Genomic DNA, 16,308 nt, shown 5'->3' on the forward strand with positions numbered 1-16,308 from the left:
CGAACCGGCCCAACTTGGGCCGGTTCCACCAAGCACCGACTGGGAGGACGGGGTATATGTCATTTTGGGCAGACATCGGCGCGATTTTCAGCGCCCTACTCAGCCAGGATTCATTCGAGATCCAGAATGCGCTGCAATCCGATGCAGCATGGATCGTTGGCGTGGTCGTCGCCGCATTGGGCGGCCTTCTGGTAATGGTGATCTACCGAAACGTGCCGTTTGTTGAACGCCATCTGGAACGATCAATAATGGTATACTCCTACCTCGCGATCGCCTTGATCATTTTCTGGGGCGTCATTGATCGGTTTGTGTTCAACGATCAGGAGCCTTGGTCCACAACCATTCCGCCGTTGCTGTTCATGGTAATGGCCTGGTTCGGAGCCTCCTACAACGTACGGCTGCGGACCCATCTGAGCTTTAGCGAATTCCGGACTTCCATGCCACGCGGGGGACAACTGGCCTGCCTGATACTGGATGCGATCTTGTGGTTCATATTCGCCGTGATCGTCATCGTGACCACAACACGCCTTGTCGCGCTGTCGGCATCGAATTTCCAGATCGTTCTGGGGACCGACAACATCATGCAATGGTGGTTCCTCTTGGCTGCACCTCTGTCGTTCTTCCTGATGGTTGGACGCGTGTTTCAAAACCTCGCAGATGATCTGCACAACTGGAAAACAGGCGAGCCGCTGATCAAGCAGGCCGTGATTGGGGCAGACTGATGACTGACGGAACCTGGGTAACTTTGATTTCATTGGGTGTGACGTTCTTGTTCATGCTGGGTGTGCCGGTCCTGCTGGTCATCGGCTACTGGGTCATCGGCTGTTCCTTCGTGCTGGGACTGACGCTGGACAATATGGGCGCCGAACTGCTGAACGTGTTCAACAAGGGCTTTGCACTGTTGGCCATGCCCCTGTTCATTCTGACCGGTGACCTGATCAACAAGTCGGGCATTGCAAGACGCCTGAGTGACTTTGCCTACGCCTGTTTGGGTTGGATACGCGGCGGCCTTGCTATGGCCTCGTTAGGGGCGTGCGGTTTGTTTGCCGCAATCTCCGGGTCGAACTCGGCAACAACAGCAACCATCGGATCGATGTTGCACCCCGAGATGGTAAAAGGCGGATACGATGAACGCTTCAGCGCAGCCACTGCCGCTGCCGGCGGCACAGTTGGGATCATTATCCCGCCGTCGATTATCTTCATTGTGTACGGCTTCCTGATGAACCTGCCCATCTCCGAGCTGTTTGTGGCAGGTATCCTACCGGGCGCTTTGATGGTTTTTGGTATGCAGGCTGCCTGCTGGGTCATCTGCCGGATCAATGGCTGGGGGTATCTGATCCCGCTGCAACTGAACCGGGTTCTCAAAACGGCGTTTGGTGCCTGGCTCGGATTTTTTGCGATTGGCCTGGTTTTGTGGGGCATTTATACAGGCAAGTTTTCCCCGACAGAGGCGGCAGGCGTAACAGTGGGTTTCTGTGTCATCGCAGGGCTGGTCAGCTATCCGATCAACCGGATCATGGGTGCGCGAAATGACATCCCTCCAACGGAAAAGAGCTTTGCCGAGATGTTTGTCGTCGAAGGGTTCACGATCCCCGAAATTCCTTCGATCGTAATCCGGTCTGCCCAGATCACCGGCATCCTTGCCCCGCTGATTGCAATTTCGGTTGTTATGCAGCAAATCCTGTCGCTGCTGGGTGCCCAGCAAACGATCGGAGACTTTGTGACGTCGATGGGCGGGTATTATGCGGTTCTGTTCACGTCGATGGTGATCGTTTTCTTCTCGGGTATGGTACTGGAAAGCCTGCCCGTGACGATCATTCTTGCGCCAATCCTTGCGCCAATCGCCGCTTCGGTCGGCGTTGACCCCATCCATTTCTCGGTCATCTTCCTGGTCGGCGCTTCGATTGGCTTCATTACGCCTCCCTATGGCCTAAACCTGTACGTCGCCTCAGGCGTAACCGGGGTGCCGTATTTCAGACTGTTGCGTTATACGGTTCCATATCTGGCCGCGCTGCTGTCCGTCTGGATACTGGTATCTCTGGTGCCCGATCTGGCCTTGATCCTCTTGCCGAACAACTAGAATGTAGTGGGATGGCCGACACGGACGCACCAGAGAAAGAAACCCAGATACCGACCAACCTGCGCTTGTTGCTTATCCTCGAAGAGGTGGCCAAGCGCGGGGTTGCGGTAAAACCTGCGGATTTGATCGATGCTCTGGGTCTGGCCAAACCGACTATCCATCGCTTGTTGCAAACAGCAGAAACCGAAGGGTTCCTGCAGAGGGATCTTGATGGCCGATCATTTGGACCGGGCCCCAGACTGCGCCGTCTCTCGGTAGATACCGTATCTTCCGAGCACCTGAGGACGGCCCGTCTTGCAATCCTGCGAAGCGTTGCAGACGAAATCGGAGAAACCTGCAACCTCGCGATTCCTGACCGCGAGGGGATGATCTATCTGGATCGGGTTGAGACGAAATGGCCGCTGCGGATACAACTCCCAATCGGGACTCAGGTTCCGTTTCATTGCACGGCGAGTGGAAAGATGTACCTGTCCACATTGCGGCAACACACGCTGGAAGGGTTTCTTTCCGCACGCAAGCTGAACGCGAATACAAATAAGACGATTACAGATGCCGACGCCTTGCGCAGTGAAATCAAGCATATAGAGCTCAACGGCTATTCGACCGACGACGAAGAATTCATGCAGGGAATGGCCGCTGTTGCGGTTCCCGTTTCCGACGAAAACAACAGGCTGGTGGCAACATTGTCCGTCCACGCGCCTACACAACGTCATGATTTGGCAAGCTTGACACAATTCCTCGTGGTTTTGCAGGACGGCGCACGTAAATTGTCGGGCTTGCTCGCCTCCTAGCGGTTTTTAGCGACCGTTCCGTCGACAACCCTTTGCCACGGCGGGGCCATGCCAATCTCGGCAATCAGAAAATCCATGAAAACGCGAACCTTGGGTGAAAGCACATTGGACTTTGGGTAGATCAGCCACAGCACATTGTCCTCTGCACCTTCATATTCGGGCAGAACCTGTTCAAGTTTTCCAGAGCTAAGTTCAGCAGAAACACTCCACAGCGCATTGAGCGAAATACCCGCTCCAGCCAGAGTCGCCAATTTCTGGCTTGTTCCGTCATCGATGATCAGCGGGCATCTGCCCGAGCCAGGATCGAAAGTCGAGACATCGCCTTGCGCGTTCTTCAATGGCCGCGCCCGAACGCTCCTAAATGCAATCAGGCGATGGTGGTTCAAATCGGCTGGCGTTTCCGGATGGCCATGCGCCTCAAGGTAGTCCGGAGATGCGCAGAGAATCCGCCTGTCATCCGCCAGCTTGCGCCCCTTGAGGCTGGTATCCAGCAAGGGTGCGTTTCTCAGTGCAAGATCATAGCTGCCCTCGATCAGGTCAAACTGCACATCCGACAACCGCAGATCCAACGTGAGATCGGGGTATTGATCCAGAAACTTCGGCAGTAGCGGCACGATGTAAAGTTGCGCAAACGTGCTGGGCGCCGCAAAGCGCAGCGTTCCACTGATCCTTGCCGATCCTTTCCCCAAAGCAGCCAGGGCCGCTTCTTCCTGTGCAATCATCTCGCGCGCAAAAGGCAGAAACTCCTGTCCTTCCACGGACAGAGAGACCTTGCGCGTGGTGCGGTGCAAAAGTTCAGCGCCCAGTTTGTGTTCGAGTTTCGCGAGTTTCGCGCTCGCAACGGCAGGTGCCATTCCCAATCGGCGTCCGGCCGCGCTGATATTCAACATTTCAGCCGCCAGAACAAAAAGCCGTAATCCCCCGGTATCAATGCTCATTATGTGCGTTTTCCGAATTCTGAATACAAAGTTGGCCGGTTTATTCGCGAAACAGCTTAAGCCATATCTCCTATCAAAGGAAAGCGGCGATCACACAGGGGGCGTCAATGCAACGCACAGCAACAGTGAATTACCACGTCCATAAAGAGTGGCGACAGGCATTCGAACTGGATGCGGGCGGAATTGCAGGCAATCTTGTATCGCCTGAACTCGCCGCTACACAGGTGCAGCTGACCGATATGCGCACGTCCACCGGACCGATCCGATTCAACGAGGATTCCGTCGAATTTTCCCGCCTCCCAAGTTCCGTCGCGCATTTCTCCGAAACCGACTGGAAAGAGGAATACAACAGAGAACTGACCGAGTACCTAAAAGCACACCTTCAGGCCCGCGACGTTGTGATTTTTGATCATACGGTTCGGGTCGATGATCCCGACGCAACACGGAAACCTGCGCGCAACGTCCACAGTGATTACAGTGAGGATGGCGCCAAACAACGCCTGATCGATCTTCTGGGGCGTGAAGAAGCCGCAGATTGGGAAAATGGGCACTACGCATTCATCAATGTCTGGCGGCCCGTCGAAAACCCAATCAACAGCGCGCCCCTTGGTTTTGTGCGTCCGTCGAGCGTTGATCCCGACGACTGGATTTTGCTCGACCTGATCTATCCAGATCGCAAGGGCCAGATAATGGGACTTGTGGGCAATAAGAACCACGAGTGGCTTTTCCTGTCCAAAATGACCCCTGATGAAATTGCTGTGTTCAACATCTACGACAACCGAGGCCTGCCTTCGATCGCGCACAGCGCGCTCGACATGGTCGAGGATCCTTCTGTTACAACGAAACGAAAAAGCATCGAGAGCCGCACGTTGGTGCGCTACTGAACGAGGAGTTGCCATGTTGGATGAAAACCAGCGCCCGGCATTCGCGCCGATCAATCTGGCTTACAATTCAGTCTTCCGCCCCGGTCGGTTGAGCCTTGGGCTGGTGTTGCCTTTGGAGGCTTATTCAGTCGGGTCCGAACCCAACATGAAAGGTCACCTGGAAGCAGCGCAACGGGCCGAACGTTTGGGGTTTTCCGCACTCTGGCTGCGGGATGTTCCCTTCAACGTCCCGAGCTTTGGCGATGCCGGCCAGATTTTTGACCCTTTCGTTTACCTCGGCGCGCTTGCAAGCAAAACGGATCGCATTGCATTGGGAACTGCAAGTATCATCCTGCCTTTGCGCCACCCGGCACATGTCGCCAAGGCGGCGGCAACGGCGGATGTGCTTTCCGAAGGACGGCTTCTTTTGGGCGTCGCGTCCGGCGACCGACCCGAAGAGTATCCTGCGATGCATCAGGACTATCCCGACCGCGGCGCACGGTTCCGCGACAGCTTTGGCTATATCCGCGCCGTCGAAGCCCCATATCCCAAACATGACAGCGATCAGGGCCGTCTTTCCGGCGACATCGACATGCTTCCAAAACCCACCGGCTCACGCCTACCGATGCTTGTTACGGGTGGAAGTCAACAATCGCCGGATTGGGTGGCCCAGAATGGGGATGGCTGGATGACCTATCCGCGGGACGCCGCCTCGCAAGGTCGCGTTATCGCCGACTATCGCAACCGGCTTCAACGACTTGGTCAGCCGGACAAGCCGGTTATGCAATCGCTTTATGTCGATCTTCTTGATGAGCCAGATGCGCCTGCTCGGCCAATTCATTTGGGTTTTCAATCCGGCACTCGGTTTCTGTGCCGCTACCTGCGCGAGATCGAGACGCTGGGTGTCAACCACGTCGCGCTCAATCTGCGTTTTAACCAGTCCCCCATCGACACCGCGCTCAACCGACTGGCAGACGATGTGCTGCCTGAGTTTTCCTGAAGGAGCCAACAAATGACCAAAACCATTCTTGTCACCGGGTCCACTGACGGCATCGGGCTGCTTGCGGCAAAAAAGCTTGCAGCGGCAGGGCATCATGTGCTGCTGCATGGACGCAATCCGGCCAAACTGGATGCGACCGCACAGGAGATCGGCGGTACGGTCGAGGTTTATGCAGCTGACCTGTCCGACTTGGCTGCTGTCAAATCGCTTGCTGACGACATCCGCGCCAAACACGACAGGTTAGATGTGTTGATCAATAATGCGGGGGTACTCAAAGCTCCGCAGCCGACGCTTGAAAGCGGGTTCGACATTCGATTTGTCGTCAATACCTTCGCGCCATACCTGCTGACGCACCTGTTGCTGCCGATCATTCCGGCCAATGGCCGAGTTGTTAACCTGTCATCTGCCGCTCAAGCGCCGGTGAACCTGAATGCGATGCACGGCAAAACGCGCCTGTCCGACATGGAAGCCTATGCCCAAAGCAAGTTGGCAATCACCATCTGGACCCGGGAATGGGCAAAGGCGCTACCAGATGGACCTGCAATGATCGCGGTGAACCCCGGCTCTTTGCTGGCATCCAAAATGGTGCAGGACGGCTTTGGCGTTGCAGGAAACGACCTGAACATCGGGGCCGATATTCTGGTCAACGCAGCGCTGGGCGACAGCTTCTCGAATGCTTCGGGCGCATACTTTGACAATGACAGCGGCGCGTTCGCAGACCCGCATTCCGCGGCCTCAGACCCGGGGCATTCGGCCGAAGTCATGGCCTCCGTTAAGGAAATCACCAGCCAAATCCGCTAACCGCACGGCGTATCCCCGCGCAAACCAAACGCAAATTACCAACCACCCTCGCACTGGTCGTGTCGAGGGCCAATAAAGGAATGTCCAATGAAATATGAAAACTTTCAGACGTTTGACGTGGAAGTCGACGGCGCCATCGCAACTGTTACTTTTGATTTCGGGTCAGTGAACGTCCAGGGTCAGGAAATGCTGGCGGACCTGAACAGCCTTGCAATGCGGCTGGAACGGGATCGAGAAACAAAGGTGGTGATTTTTCAATCCGCAAACCCGGAAATCTGGGTCTGCCACTACGACACCGAATTGCTCAAAGACATGTCAACTGAAGCAGTCAGCCGCGAAGACGCTCAACTGCTGGACCTGCAATCCGTTTGTGAACGTATCAGCAAAGTTCCGCAGGCAACCATCGCCAAATTGGAAGGATTTGCGCGCGGTGGCGGGCACGAGTTGGCCCTGGCTCTGGACATGCGCTTTGCCGCACGAGGCAAGTTCAAGTTCATGCAGATGGAGGTCGGAATGGGCATCCTGCCCTGTGGCGGTGGCGCATCTCGCATGGCACGCCAAACCGGTCTTGGGCGGGCCTTGGAGATCATCCTGAGCGCGCAAGACTATGATGCCGATGATGCTGAACGCATGGGGACAATCAACAAGGCATTGGATCAGGACGAAATCGGCCCATACGTCGACGCATTGGCAGCTCGGATCGCGCAATTCCCCGCAGACTCCATAAATGCTTGTAAACAAATGGTTTATGAATCAATCGACAAACCAATAGGCGACGCGCTCAAGGCCGAAGCCTATTGGCTGTATCAGGCGACCAGCAAAACACCGGCGATCAAGCGATTTACAATCGCGGACGAACAAGGGCTGGAGCATGATCTGGAGAACCAGCGCAACTGGAACGAACTGGTCATGAAAGTCCAGGAAATCACCAACTAGGTCCATTTCCAAAGACGCGCTGGCCATGTTTTTGCAAACGTGGCCAGCAGTTTTTGCGGACACAGCGCCTTGTCGGATTGCAGCAGTCCTAGATCAACTGCAACGGCCTGGCTTTGGAAAGGTCCGGTGAGATTCGTATTGTTTGCCAAAGCATCTGCGGTTGGGTCTCGTGTTCGTCGGAAATCAGCGAAGCGGGAACGCTGGTTGCCGCCGCCAGCGCCTTTGGCAGCGGGATACCCGCCTGCTCGGTCATGACCTTTACGGCCATGGTCAAATCCAGGTCTGCACTGGCCAAGGTCCCGTCCTCCAGCGTCAGCCGATTGTTTTTTCGGTGTGTGGCACGACCTTCCAGTTCAAACTCGGTCATGGCCGTTCCCGCCACCGCCATTGCGTCGCTAACAAGGAAAATCTGCCCGGGGCCTTTCTTGGCGTCCCATGCAGCACGCAGCGTTGCTGGATGCACATGAACAGCATCCGCTATCAACCCGGCGGACATCGTTCCGCAAGCCAGTGCCGCACCGACAAGTCCCGGTTCGCGACTGCCAAGCTGGCTCATGGCATTGAACAGATGTGTGGCGCAACGTGCGCCAGCATTTGCAAACTGCAGGCAGGTTTCAAATGATGCGTCGGTGTGGCCTAACGAGACGATCACCCCAGCCTGCGTCAACGCCTCAACTTGCGCCAGCGTTGTACTTTCCGGCGCAAGTGTGACCATCAAAGCGGGCAAACGCGTGGCGGCCTCAACCATCGCGTCCAGATCTTCTTGCAACATCGGTCGGATCAAGGATGCGTCGTGCGCACCCTTTCTGCGTTCCGACAGATGCGGCCCTTCCAAATGCAGACCTGCGATCCCGCGCAATCCGAGACGGACGGCCTCAACCGCTGCCTCAATCGCGGCTCGCGTTTTTTTTGGAGTGTCTGTGATAAGGGTCGGCAAAATGCGGGTTGCGCCGAGGGTTCGATGAGCAGAAGCGATCTGTGTCAGCGCTTCAACGGACGGATCGTCATTGAACATCACGCCCCCGCCACCATTCACCTGCAGGTCAACGTAACCGGGGCTTAGAATATCGCCTGATAAGTCTTCGACCCGATCGCCTGCCGGTATCTCGGTGTCCGGAACAATGGCATCCAGTTGGTCATTTCTGAAGCGCGCGGCGTGTGCCAAATGCAACTCGGTTCCGTCGAAGATCGGGCCGCCTGCAAAGGTTATCGATGATCCGCTCATACCGTCCCGGTCACTTTTTTCAGGTGACGGGGCATGTCAGGATTGATCCCGCGTTGCGTAGCGACTTTTTCGACCATTCCGTCAAAGGCAGCAATTGTCGGGATCGGGTCTGTCATCCAATGCGCGGTCCGGACATGCGGCAACACCGAAGCCCTTTTGACGTGGCTGAAGGTTGCAAAGACTTGAGCCCCCTTCGCCGAAAGCGCGTCCGCAACTTCGGCGGCCGCATAGCTTTCGGCGTGGATCGGGCGTGTTACCTTCGCCGTCTCAGCCAACACCAAGGCGGGGTTGTTCGTGGCAGCAAAGGAATAAACACCCCCGGATGTGAGAGAGTTGGTCGGTTCAACAAGATCCGCCCCTTTAGTCAAAAGGCGCTCTACAGCGTCGGGTATCGCGTTGATTTCCCTTCGCATTTGCGTAATTTTCTCGGACATGTCCCCAGGCTTTCAGTTCAACAGGCGCAGTTCAGCCACAAAGTCATAGGCTTCACCGTGGTAAATTGAGCGGGTCAGCTCGGCGACGCGACCACTTTCAAGGTAAGAGGTCCGCTGAATACGAAGACCAGCGGTGCCTTCCGCGACATCCAGAAGTTCAGCCTCGGGCGCCTCAAGGTTGATCGCAGATATCTGTTGAATTGCCCGGACCGGCCGACAACCCGATCGTTGAAGGACGGCGTAGAGTGAGCCCGAGACTTCGGTTGGGTTGGGCAAGATGTCCAAGGGTAAAGCTGCGCGCTCCAATGCCATAGGACGACCGCCAGCCGCGCGTAGGCGATGGACGCGAGCAACCTGCTCGTTCGCCGACAAACCCAGCGCCATCATTTCTTCCGGCGAGGGAAGAAATATGCCACGCTCCAACCACGTGGAAGTGGTTTTGAGGCCGCGCCGCTCCATGTCTTCTGTAAAGGACGTCAGGTGGGATAGCGATTGTTCGACCCTTGTGACCGGTTCACGGACAAAGGAACCAGACCCTTGCCGTTGCTCGATCGTCCCTTCCCGAACCAGTTCCTGAATTGCTTTGCGCACCGTGACCCGCGACAGGTCGGTCAATTCCGCGATTTCCCGTTCCGGCGGCAGCGAGCTGTTGGGCAGAAGAATTCCTTCCTCAATCCCTTTCTCGAGCCGTTGGCGCAGCTGAACGTAGCGGGGGCCAGACGTTTGCCCCAGCCAACCTTCAGGTTTCAGGAAATCAGTTATGTTCATGCTCGATCTCCTTTTGAAACGCGCGCGCAAGCGCAAGCGCACCGGACAGCGGATCACCGACTGGCTGCATCAAGTCGCCTTGCAGTACACTTGGCAGGTATTTGGCATAAAGCGGACCGATCCCGCCCGTCAGGCAAATCGGCAATCCCGCAACCCATCCCAGTTTGGTCATCCGATCCGCGAGATAGTCTGCGCCTTCGCGCATGATCGCGACGGCCATGGCATCGTCGCGCTCAGCGTGCTCCGTTACCAATGGCGCCAGTTCGCCAAACTGGGCCGGCGTCATTTCTGCGGCGGCTCGAACGATTTCAGCCGCCCCACCCCACCTGGACAAAAGGTATTCGGACAATTGCGAAGGCGCAGCTACGCCGTCAACACTGTCCAGCACTTTGGACAGAACACACCGTCCAACCCATTGCGCGGACGCTTGATCGCCCAGAACAGACCCCCATCCTCCGGCGAAGCGGTTCGCACCGGACTTCTGGCTTGCGACAAATGAACCGGTACCGCAATGCGCAACCATCCCATCCTGCGGACCCAAAGCGCCGCGCAAGGCAGCCGCCCGATCATCTTCGATACGTACGCTTTCGAACGGCAAGGCCGCTGCAAGCCTTTCTGCAATCGTCCTGCCGGTTATGCCTGCAAGCCCCAAATACGCCGGAGCACGGGTCAGTTCTGTCACCGAGAGGCCGGTGTCAGAAGCCAAGACCTCAAGACCGCGCAACAATTGTTCAAGAGCGGCCTCGAAATCGGTGGACACATTCGCCGCGCCGACCTCGACTTTATGTCCCACATCTTTGCCGCGCACAGCGAGCCGGCAGCGTGTTCCGCCTCCGTCGACAGCCAAGACAAGTGGTTCCGTTGATCGAGCCATATAGATACCATTATAATACCTTTTAAACAGTTTAAAGTCCCAAATATGAGCGCAATACCTACAAATGGCACAAATTGACGAAAAAAATAAATTGAAGGCTAATGGTATCTAAAAGGTATGTATTTAGTAGCTTTGGGGGAGAATCACGTGTCCACACCAATTACGGAACAACTGCATCAAGACGCGTACGGGCTCGACACCAAACCGCTGGTCGAGATCGCCGAGCTTTTGGCGCAGGCTCGGGCAGCTGCGTCCACTGCCCCGATGGGCGCACTCAATGAGATTTGCGCCGGAGCGACATCTATGGCGAACACGATACGGTCCGTTGGCGTGCTACGTTACCTGGCAGCGGGATCGTCTGGCCTCATGGCTTCTGCAAACGCGGTCGAGCTTGATTGGACGTTCTCGATCCCAAGCGCGAAAACTCGCATCCATATGGCAGGCGGGCTACCCACGACGGCGGAAATGCCGGGCGACGTGTAAGAAGGCATGGCATGATGATGAACCTGCGGGCAGACAACGATAAGCTGCGCGCTCGGGCCGACGTCTGCGTTGATCCTACAGCTATATTCCTTGTGCCCTCGGGCTATGCGGATTGAAAGCGTGTGCGCGTTCGGTTTGCAAATGCCACCAAAGACAACATCACGGGAACTTCGACCAGAACGCCAACGACCGTTGCCAAAGCAGCCCCCGAGTGCAACCCGAACAGGCTGATCGCCACGGCTACCGCCAACTCAAAGAAATTGGATGTGCCGATCATTGCGCAGGGCGCTGCGATACGGTGGGGCACATTCATGGCCCATGCCGCCCCATAGGCCAGCGCAAAGATGCTGTAACTCTGGATTATTATTGGCACCGCAATCAGCACAATGACCAGTGGTTTTGCAATGATCGTTTCGCCTTGAAGTCCAAACAGGATTACGACGGTCGCGATCAAACCCATGACAGACCACGGTTTAACCCGCGCCGAGAATGCATCAATCGCGCCTTGCGACCCCAACCACCGGCGCGTGATCAATCCTGCAATCAGTGGCAACACCACGTACAGTACTGTTGCCAAAACCAATGTCTGCCACGGCACCGAGATTTCTGTGACGCCCAGCAGGAAAGCCACGATAGGGGCAAAGGCCACAACCATGATCAGGTCGTTCACGGACACCTGCACCAGAGTGTAGGTCGCGTCGCCATTGGTCAGTTGCGACCAGACGAAGACCATGGCGGTACAAGGGGCTGCACCCAAAAGGATCAGACCTGCGGTGTATTGCGCAGCGTCTTCGGGCTGAATCCAAGGCGCAAAAACATAATCGAAGAACAACACCGCCAGTAGCGCCATTGTGAACGGTTTGATCAACCAATTCACGACGAGCGTAACAATCAAACCCTTGGGTTGACGCGCCACGCCGGCCACCGCGCCGAAATCCACACTCACCATCATGGGGTAGACCATCGCCCAGATCAGAACAGCGACCACCAGATTGACACTTGCGATCTCGGCCGATGCAACAAGTCCGACCAGCCCCGGCGCGGCAAGCCCGATCAATATGCCGCCGATCATGGCCAGCGCAATCCAGACGGTCAGGTAGCGTTCGAAGATGCTCACGAATATGCCTCATGTGTTTGGTCGGACAGCTTGCCCGACGTCAGCGCAGCAAGCGCGACCATGATGGCGGCAGTGCCAAGAACCATTGGAAGACCACCGACTTGATAGGTCAGGCCAGACAATACGGTGCCCAGAAGACGTCCCGCCGCGTTGGCCATGTAGTAAAAGCCGACATCCATTGTCACGCGCTCGGATTTGGTAAAGGCAAGGATCAGGTAGGAATGCAGCGATGAATTGATCGCGAAGATCGCACCAAACACCAATAAACCCAGAACCAAAGTGACTGTCAGCCACGTCTGGGGACCATTGGACAACAGCGCCGCGAACGTCAGCGCAGCCGGCACACAGAGCAATGCCACTGCCCAACTGCGGGCTGCGCGGATCAGGTCACTTTCGCTGCGCTCCGCGGCGCGCAGGACTTTGGGCGCGCTGGCCTGAATAGCCCCGTAAAGTATGATCCAGACGGCCATGAAGCTGCCGATCAAAAAGAAAGCCGCGCGGTTGCTCTCCTCGGTGCCGTCCGACAGAACCGCGTAAAAATAGATTGGTATGCCGACGACAAACCAAACGTCCCGAGCGCCGAACAGGAAGACCCGCGCCGCCGACAGCCAGTTGACATTGGCGGACTTGGAAAACACCTCGGAAAACTTCGCGCCCTTGCGCCCTTTTGGCAAACCCGGCGGCATAAACACAATGACGGCTGCAAGGATCGCGGCCAGGACGATCGCCATCAGCAGAACGGCCCAGACAAATCCCAGCGTCGCCAATAGGCCAGCACCCAGAAGAAAGCCAAGGCCTTTGACTGCGTTCTTGGACCCGGTCAGAACGGCAACCCAGCGAAACAGCCCGCCACCTTCGGTCGGGGCCAACAGTTTAACGGCCGATTTCGAGGACATTTTGGCCAAGTCTTTGGCGACGCCGCTGGCCCCTTGCACGATCATCACGAAGGCGACGGATACGCCGATCGCCCAATTCGGGTCGAGTTGTGTCAGTGCCAGCAGCGCAACAACCTGCAGCCCGAGCCCGGCATATAGTGTCGACGTCAATCCGAACCGCGCGGCGATCCAACCTGCGGTCAGATTGGTTGCCATCCCGGCAATTTCGTAAAGAACAAACAGATAGGCCAACTGCACCGGCGAAAAGCCCAGAGTATGAAAGTGCAGCAACACCAACATCCTGAGCGCCCCGTCCGTCAGCATAAAGGCCCAATAAGCCGCCGTTACGGCGATATAGGCGGACAGACCGTCGGGCTTTCCGCTCACAACGAGGCCCCGACCATCAGCGCGACGTCGACAAGACGATGCGCGTATCCCATTTCATTGTCGTACCAAGCGTAGATTTTGATCTGTGTTCCGTTCACCACCATTGTCGATGGCGCATCAACGATCGAAGACCGTGGATCATTGGTGTAATCGGTCGATACCAACGGGCGGGTTTCGTAGCCCAGTATCCCTTTTAGGTCGCCGTCCGCAGCAGTTTTGAATAGCGCGTTAACCTCATCGACCGTCGTTTCACGCTCGACCTCAAAAACGCAATCGGTCAGTGAAGCATTCAACAGGGGAACGCGAACCGCATGGCCGTTCAAACGCCCTGTCAATTCCGGATAGATCAGCGTTATTGCCGTTGCAGAACCAGTGGTTGTCGGGATCAGCGAGTTCAACGCCGAACGGGCGCGGCGCAAGTCTTTGGCCGGTCGATCGACGATCGTCTGCGTGTTGGTGACGTCATGGATCGTCGTCATTGAACCGTGGCGAATACCCAGGTTTTCGTGGAGGACTTTGACAACAGGTGCCAGACAGTTCGTCGTGCACGATGCCGCCGTCACGATGTTGTGCGTCGCGGGATCGTAGGCGTGTTCATTGACGCCGATCACGATGTTCGCGGTCGGACCGTCCTTGACCGGGGCCGAAACGACAACTTTTTTGACACCGGCCTCAAAGTAAGGGGCCAGCTTAGCCTCGGTCTTGAACACACCTGTACAGTCGATCACGACATCCACACCCTCCAGTGGAAGGGCGTTCAGGTCCTTAGTGCCGATGAACGGCAGGCGCGTCCCGTCCACCGTAACGCTGTCCGGGCCATGCTGGAAATCAGCGTCCCAACGCCCATGCACAGTGTCAAATTCCAGCAAGTGGGCATGCATCTCGGGGTCACCTACCCCATCATTGATCCAGGCGATGTCCACGCCTTTTTCCAGCAACGGCTTCAGGGCCAGTTTTCCCATGCGGCCCAGGCCGTTAACAGCGTAGGTGGTCATTTCGCATCCTCAAAGTTTTCCCGACCGATGTCATCAACGGCGGATTGCAAAGCGATCCGGTCCAGGCTTTCCACTGGCAATGACGTGAAGGCCTGAATCCGACGCTTGAGCGCGCCATAGGCATTTTGGAAAGCCAGACTCTTTTCGGCATCCGTTCCTTCTGCTTTGACCGGGTCTTCCATCCCCCAGTGGCCGCTGATCGGTTGACCGTCCCAAGCGGGGCATTCTTCGTTCGCGGCCTTGTTGCAGACGGTAAACACGAAATCCAATTCCGGCGCTTCGGGACCGGAAAACTCGGCAACGTTTTTGGACCGCAGCAGATCGGTGTCATGCCCCTTGTCTTTCAAAACCTGCAGGGCGAATGGGTTCAGTTCCGAATAGGGCTGCGTACCTGCCGAATAGACGTTGAACCGATCGCCGGCGATGTCCCGCAGCAAGGACTCGGCAAAAATGGAACGCGCTGAATTACCGACACAGATGAACAGTACATTGAACTTCCGATCTGTCATTTTGTCTTTTCCTTGCTCCTGGGGCATGCAGATATCAGGACGACCACGGCAACAATCGTTCAGCAAAAATCCCAGCATTTGCTGCACGTTTTTCAACTCGACAGAATAAAGCAGCGATGTGCCCGACCGCTCTTGAACAACAAGGCCGGACCGCTGCAACGCGTTGAGATAGTTGGACAAAGTGCTGGGCTTGATGTCGAGCGCGTCAGCCAGGTCGCCAGCCGCCACACGGTCAGGAATGCGACGCATGAGCATTCTAAAGACCGAAAGACGTTGCGGGTGACCAAGTGTGGCGAGTTGATTCGATACCGTATTTTCCATATTTCATGGATTATGGAATTAATAAGCATCCGTCAATCGCGTTCCCGGTCAATTTTCCCAGGAAACTAATCGCAACCGACAACCGCAGAGACAGCCCGCGCATGGGCCGCTGGGACCAACGTCGTCAGAGGTTCACGCACACGCCCTCGTCGGGGTGTTTGAACCCAAGTCTTTCCAGCGTCGTCATTGCCGTCTTGCGCCACCGATCTCTCAGGACCCGGTTTTCGGTACGGCGAAGACCGAGAGATTTCAGGAGCTCGAACCTTCTCGGATCGTCGCCGCCAAAAGACACGGCCACCCGCGGCCACCAATAATTGATCGAACGCTGAACTTGGTCCGCATCGCCATTTTCAATCAGCTTCACCGCGCCTTCCAATGCCAACTCACCGTGATGCGCCTCGACAGGCGCGATGGTCCGAAAGGCTTCGGCCAAGGGTTGATAGGATATCGTCGAATATTCAGCCAGTTGTTCGACAACCGCTTGGCTCATCAAAAGGTTCATGATCACAGCATCTGTCCAGCCGACAAAGGGATAGTTGAATACCGCAAGGCGCATATCATGCTCGGATCGGGACGCGCCGATATCCGCATCCCGCGCTAACCGCGCGGTCCAAGGATGGTGGTTGGCGTACCGTTCGGTATCTGCACCGAACTCTCCCATGATGCTCAGAACACGATAGGCATCGTCTGTTTTTTCCAAAACGATTTTGGCGGCCGCAATCCGTTCCTTGATCCCCGGCCCAAGGTTTATGATGTCAGCAAATCCCGCAGCCCCGGCCAATTCACTGTCCACGAAGGTGGCCATCAGCTTCATCAACTCCGCACGATAGCGCGGCGGAACGTTATAGGGGTTGGTCAGCACACCGCCTGCGGCCAGATAGCTGTCGAGAGTCATAGTTTCGCTCATTCCA

18 protein-coding genes are annotated in these 16,308 nt (G+C 56.4%); 8 read left to right on the plus strand and 10 right to left on the minus strand.

Going from position 1 to position 16,308, the window contains the following annotated elements; translation table 11 throughout:
- Positions 1 to 56 precede the first annotated feature (56 nt).
- The 3 genes from RA28_RS09055 to RA28_RS09065 are packed head-to-tail and all read left to right on the plus strand — an operon-like array spanning position 57 to position 2,871.
- Complete coding sequence (locus RA28_RS09055) at positions 57 to 722, plus strand: TRAP transporter small permease (RefSeq protein WP_039526996.1); 666 nt, start codon at positions 57 to 59, stop codon at positions 720 to 722.
- Positions 722 to 2,080 carry a TRAP transporter large permease gene (locus tag RA28_RS09060; RefSeq protein WP_039526998.1) on the plus strand — a complete coding sequence of 453 codons (1,359 nt, stop codon included), beginning with the start codon at positions 722 to 724 and terminating at the stop codon, positions 2,078 to 2,080. The genes RA28_RS09055 and RA28_RS09060 overlap by 1 nt, the downstream gene beginning before the upstream one ends.
- Before the next feature lie 11 nt (positions 2,081 to 2,091).
- Positions 2,092 to 2,871, plus strand: coding sequence for an IclR family transcriptional regulator (locus RA28_RS09065; RefSeq protein WP_039527001.1), 780 nt, complete (start codon positions 2,092 to 2,094; stop codon positions 2,869 to 2,871).
- Here RA28_RS09065 and RA28_RS09070 read toward each other — a convergent pair.
- Positions 2,868 to 3,803, minus strand: coding sequence for a LysR family transcriptional regulator (locus tag RA28_RS09070; RefSeq protein ID WP_039527771.1), 936 nt, complete (start codon positions 3,801 to 3,803; stop codon positions 2,868 to 2,870). The two genes, RA28_RS09065 and RA28_RS09070, sit on opposite strands and share 4 nt — an antisense overlap.
- Before the next feature lie 113 nt (positions 3,804 to 3,916).
- Between RA28_RS09070 and RA28_RS09075 the strand changes: the two genes are divergently transcribed.
- The 4 genes from RA28_RS09075 (at position 3,917) to RA28_RS09090 (ending at position 7,409) form a co-directional block, all read left to right on the plus strand.
- Complete coding sequence (locus tag RA28_RS09075) at positions 3,917 to 4,693, plus strand: CmcJ/NvfI family oxidoreductase (protein WP_039527003.1); 777 nt, start codon at positions 3,917 to 3,919, stop codon at positions 4,691 to 4,693.
- A 13-nt stretch (positions 4,694 to 4,706) separates the two neighbouring features.
- Positions 4,707 to 5,672 (plus strand): LLM class oxidoreductase, encoded by a 966-nt coding sequence (locus RA28_RS09080; protein WP_039527006.1) that lies wholly within the window; start codon positions 4,707 to 4,709, stop codon positions 5,670 to 5,672.
- A gap of 12 nt (positions 5,673 to 5,684) precedes the next feature.
- On the plus strand, positions 5,685 to 6,473 hold the full coding sequence (locus tag RA28_RS09085) for an SDR family NAD(P)-dependent oxidoreductase (protein WP_039527009.1): 789 nt from the start codon (positions 5,685 to 5,687) through the stop codon (positions 6,471 to 6,473).
- 87 nt (positions 6,474 to 6,560) lie between these two features.
- Positions 6,561 to 7,409, plus strand: coding sequence for an enoyl-CoA hydratase/isomerase family protein (locus RA28_RS09090; protein ID WP_039527012.1), 849 nt, complete (start codon positions 6,561 to 6,563; stop codon positions 7,407 to 7,409).
- An 88-nt stretch (positions 7,410 to 7,497) separates the two neighbouring features.
- Here the strand turns inward: RA28_RS09090 and nagA are convergent, their stop codons facing one another.
- The 4 genes from nagA to RA28_RS09110 are packed head-to-tail and all read right to left on the minus strand — an operon-like array spanning position 7,498 to position 10,710.
- Positions 7,498 to 8,634, minus strand: a complete 1,137-nt coding sequence (nagA, locus tag RA28_RS09095; protein ID WP_039527015.1) for an N-acetylglucosamine-6-phosphate deacetylase — start codon at positions 8,632 to 8,634, stop codon at positions 7,498 to 7,500.
- Positions 8,631 to 9,068 (minus strand): hypothetical protein, encoded by a 438-nt coding sequence (locus tag RA28_RS22800; RefSeq protein ID WP_052261382.1) that lies wholly within the window; start codon positions 9,066 to 9,068, stop codon positions 8,631 to 8,633. Before RA28_RS22800 ends, nagA begins: the two co-directional genes overlap by 4 nt.
- A gap of 12 nt (positions 9,069 to 9,080) precedes the next feature.
- Positions 9,081 to 9,836, minus strand: coding sequence for a GntR family transcriptional regulator (locus RA28_RS09105; RefSeq protein WP_039527019.1), 756 nt, complete (start codon positions 9,834 to 9,836; stop codon positions 9,081 to 9,083).
- Entirely contained in the window at positions 9,823 to 10,710 is an 888-nt protein-coding gene (locus RA28_RS09110) for a BadF/BadG/BcrA/BcrD ATPase family protein (RefSeq protein WP_039527023.1), read from the minus strand. The genes RA28_RS09105 and RA28_RS09110 overlap by 14 nt, the downstream gene beginning before the upstream one ends.
- A 147-nt stretch (positions 10,711 to 10,857) precedes the next feature.
- On the opposite strand from RA28_RS09110, the gene RA28_RS09115 reads away from it, so the two are divergent.
- On the plus strand, positions 10,858 to 11,193 hold the full coding sequence (locus RA28_RS09115) for a hypothetical protein (protein WP_152612048.1): 336 nt from the start codon (positions 10,858 to 10,860) through the stop codon (positions 11,191 to 11,193).
- A gap of 103 nt (positions 11,194 to 11,296) precedes the next feature.
- Here RA28_RS09115 and arsB read toward each other — a convergent pair whose 3' ends face one another.
- The 5 genes from arsB to RA28_RS09140 all read right to left on the minus strand — a co-directional run bounded on the left by arsB (position 11,297) and on the right by RA28_RS09140 (position 16,304).
- Entirely contained in the window at positions 11,297 to 12,310 is a 1,014-nt protein-coding gene (arsB, locus tag RA28_RS09120) for an ACR3 family arsenite efflux transporter (protein WP_039527026.1), read from the minus strand.
- On the minus strand, positions 12,307 to 13,572 hold the full coding sequence (arsJ, locus tag RA28_RS09125) for an organoarsenical effux MFS transporter ArsJ (protein ID WP_039527029.1): 1,266 nt from the start codon (positions 13,570 to 13,572) through the stop codon (positions 12,307 to 12,309). The genes arsB and arsJ overlap by 4 nt, the downstream gene beginning before the upstream one ends.
- A complete protein-coding gene (locus RA28_RS09130) occupies positions 13,569 to 14,567 on the minus strand; it encodes an ArsJ-associated glyceraldehyde-3-phosphate dehydrogenase (protein WP_039527032.1) in 999 nt (332 codons plus the stop codon). Before RA28_RS09130 ends, arsJ begins: the two co-directional genes overlap by 4 nt.
- Complete coding sequence (locus tag RA28_RS09135) at positions 14,564 to 15,397, minus strand: arsenate reductase/protein-tyrosine-phosphatase family protein (RefSeq protein WP_039527036.1); 834 nt, start codon at positions 15,395 to 15,397, stop codon at positions 14,564 to 14,566. The genes RA28_RS09130 and RA28_RS09135 overlap by 4 nt, the downstream gene beginning before the upstream one ends.
- A gap of 124 nt (positions 15,398 to 15,521) precedes the next feature.
- Complete coding sequence (locus RA28_RS09140; protein WP_039527038.1) at positions 15,522 to 16,304, minus strand: Phenylacetic acid catabolic protein; 783 nt, start codon at positions 16,302 to 16,304, stop codon at positions 15,522 to 15,524.
- Between the last annotated feature and the right edge of the window lie 4 nt (positions 16,305 to 16,308).

Origin of the sequence: Ruegeria sp. ANG-S4 (genome assembly GCF_000814005.1) — a bacterium.
Lineage (GTDB): Bacteria > Pseudomonadota > Alphaproteobacteria > Rhodobacterales > Rhodobacteraceae > Ruegeria.

Bases quoted from the DNA above. Each gene is read 5' to 3' on its own strand.
- RA28_RS09055 (WP_039526996.1), top strand. From the start codon at position 57: ATGTCATTTTGGGCAGACATCGGCGCGATTTTCAGCGCCCTACTCAGC.
- RA28_RS09060 (WP_039526998.1), top strand. From the start codon at position 722: ATGACTGACGGAACCTGGGTAACTTTGATTTCATTGGGTGTGACGTTC.
- RA28_RS09065 (WP_039527001.1), top strand. From the start codon at position 2,092: ATGGCCGACACGGACGCACCAGAGAAAGAAACCCAGATACCGACCAAC.
- RA28_RS09075 (WP_039527003.1), top strand. From the start codon at position 3,917: ATGCAACGCACAGCAACAGTGAATTACCACGTCCATAAAGAGTGGCGA.
- RA28_RS09080 (WP_039527006.1), top strand. From the start codon at position 4,707: ATGTTGGATGAAAACCAGCGCCCGGCATTCGCGCCGATCAATCTGGCT.
- RA28_RS09085 (WP_039527009.1), top strand. From the start codon at position 5,685: ATGACCAAAACCATTCTTGTCACCGGGTCCACTGACGGCATCGGGCTG.
- RA28_RS09090 (WP_039527012.1), top strand. From the start codon at position 6,561: ATGAAATATGAAAACTTTCAGACGTTTGACGTGGAAGTCGACGGCGCC.
- nagA (WP_039527015.1), bottom strand. From the start codon at position 8,634: ATGAGCGGATCATCGATAACCTTTGCAGGCGGCCCGATCTTCGACGGA.
- RA28_RS22800 (WP_052261382.1), bottom strand. From the start codon at position 9,068: ATGTCCGAGAAAATTACGCAAATGCGAAGGGAAATCAACGCGATACCC.
- RA28_RS09105 (WP_039527019.1), bottom strand. From the start codon at position 9,836: ATGAACATAACTGATTTCCTGAAACCTGAAGGTTGGCTGGGGCAAACG.
- RA28_RS09110 (WP_039527023.1), bottom strand. From the start codon at position 10,710: ATGGCTCGATCAACGGAACCACTTGTCTTGGCTGTCGACGGAGGCGGA.
- RA28_RS09130 (WP_039527032.1), bottom strand. From the start codon at position 14,567: ATGACCACCTACGCTGTTAACGGCCTGGGCCGCATGGGAAAACTGGCC.
- RA28_RS09135 (WP_039527036.1), bottom strand. From the start codon at position 15,397: ATGGAAAATACGGTATCGAATCAACTCGCCACACTTGGTCACCCGCAA.
- RA28_RS09140 (WP_039527038.1), bottom strand. From the start codon at position 16,304: ATGAGCGAAACTATGACTCTCGACAGCTATCTGGCCGCAGGCGGTGTG.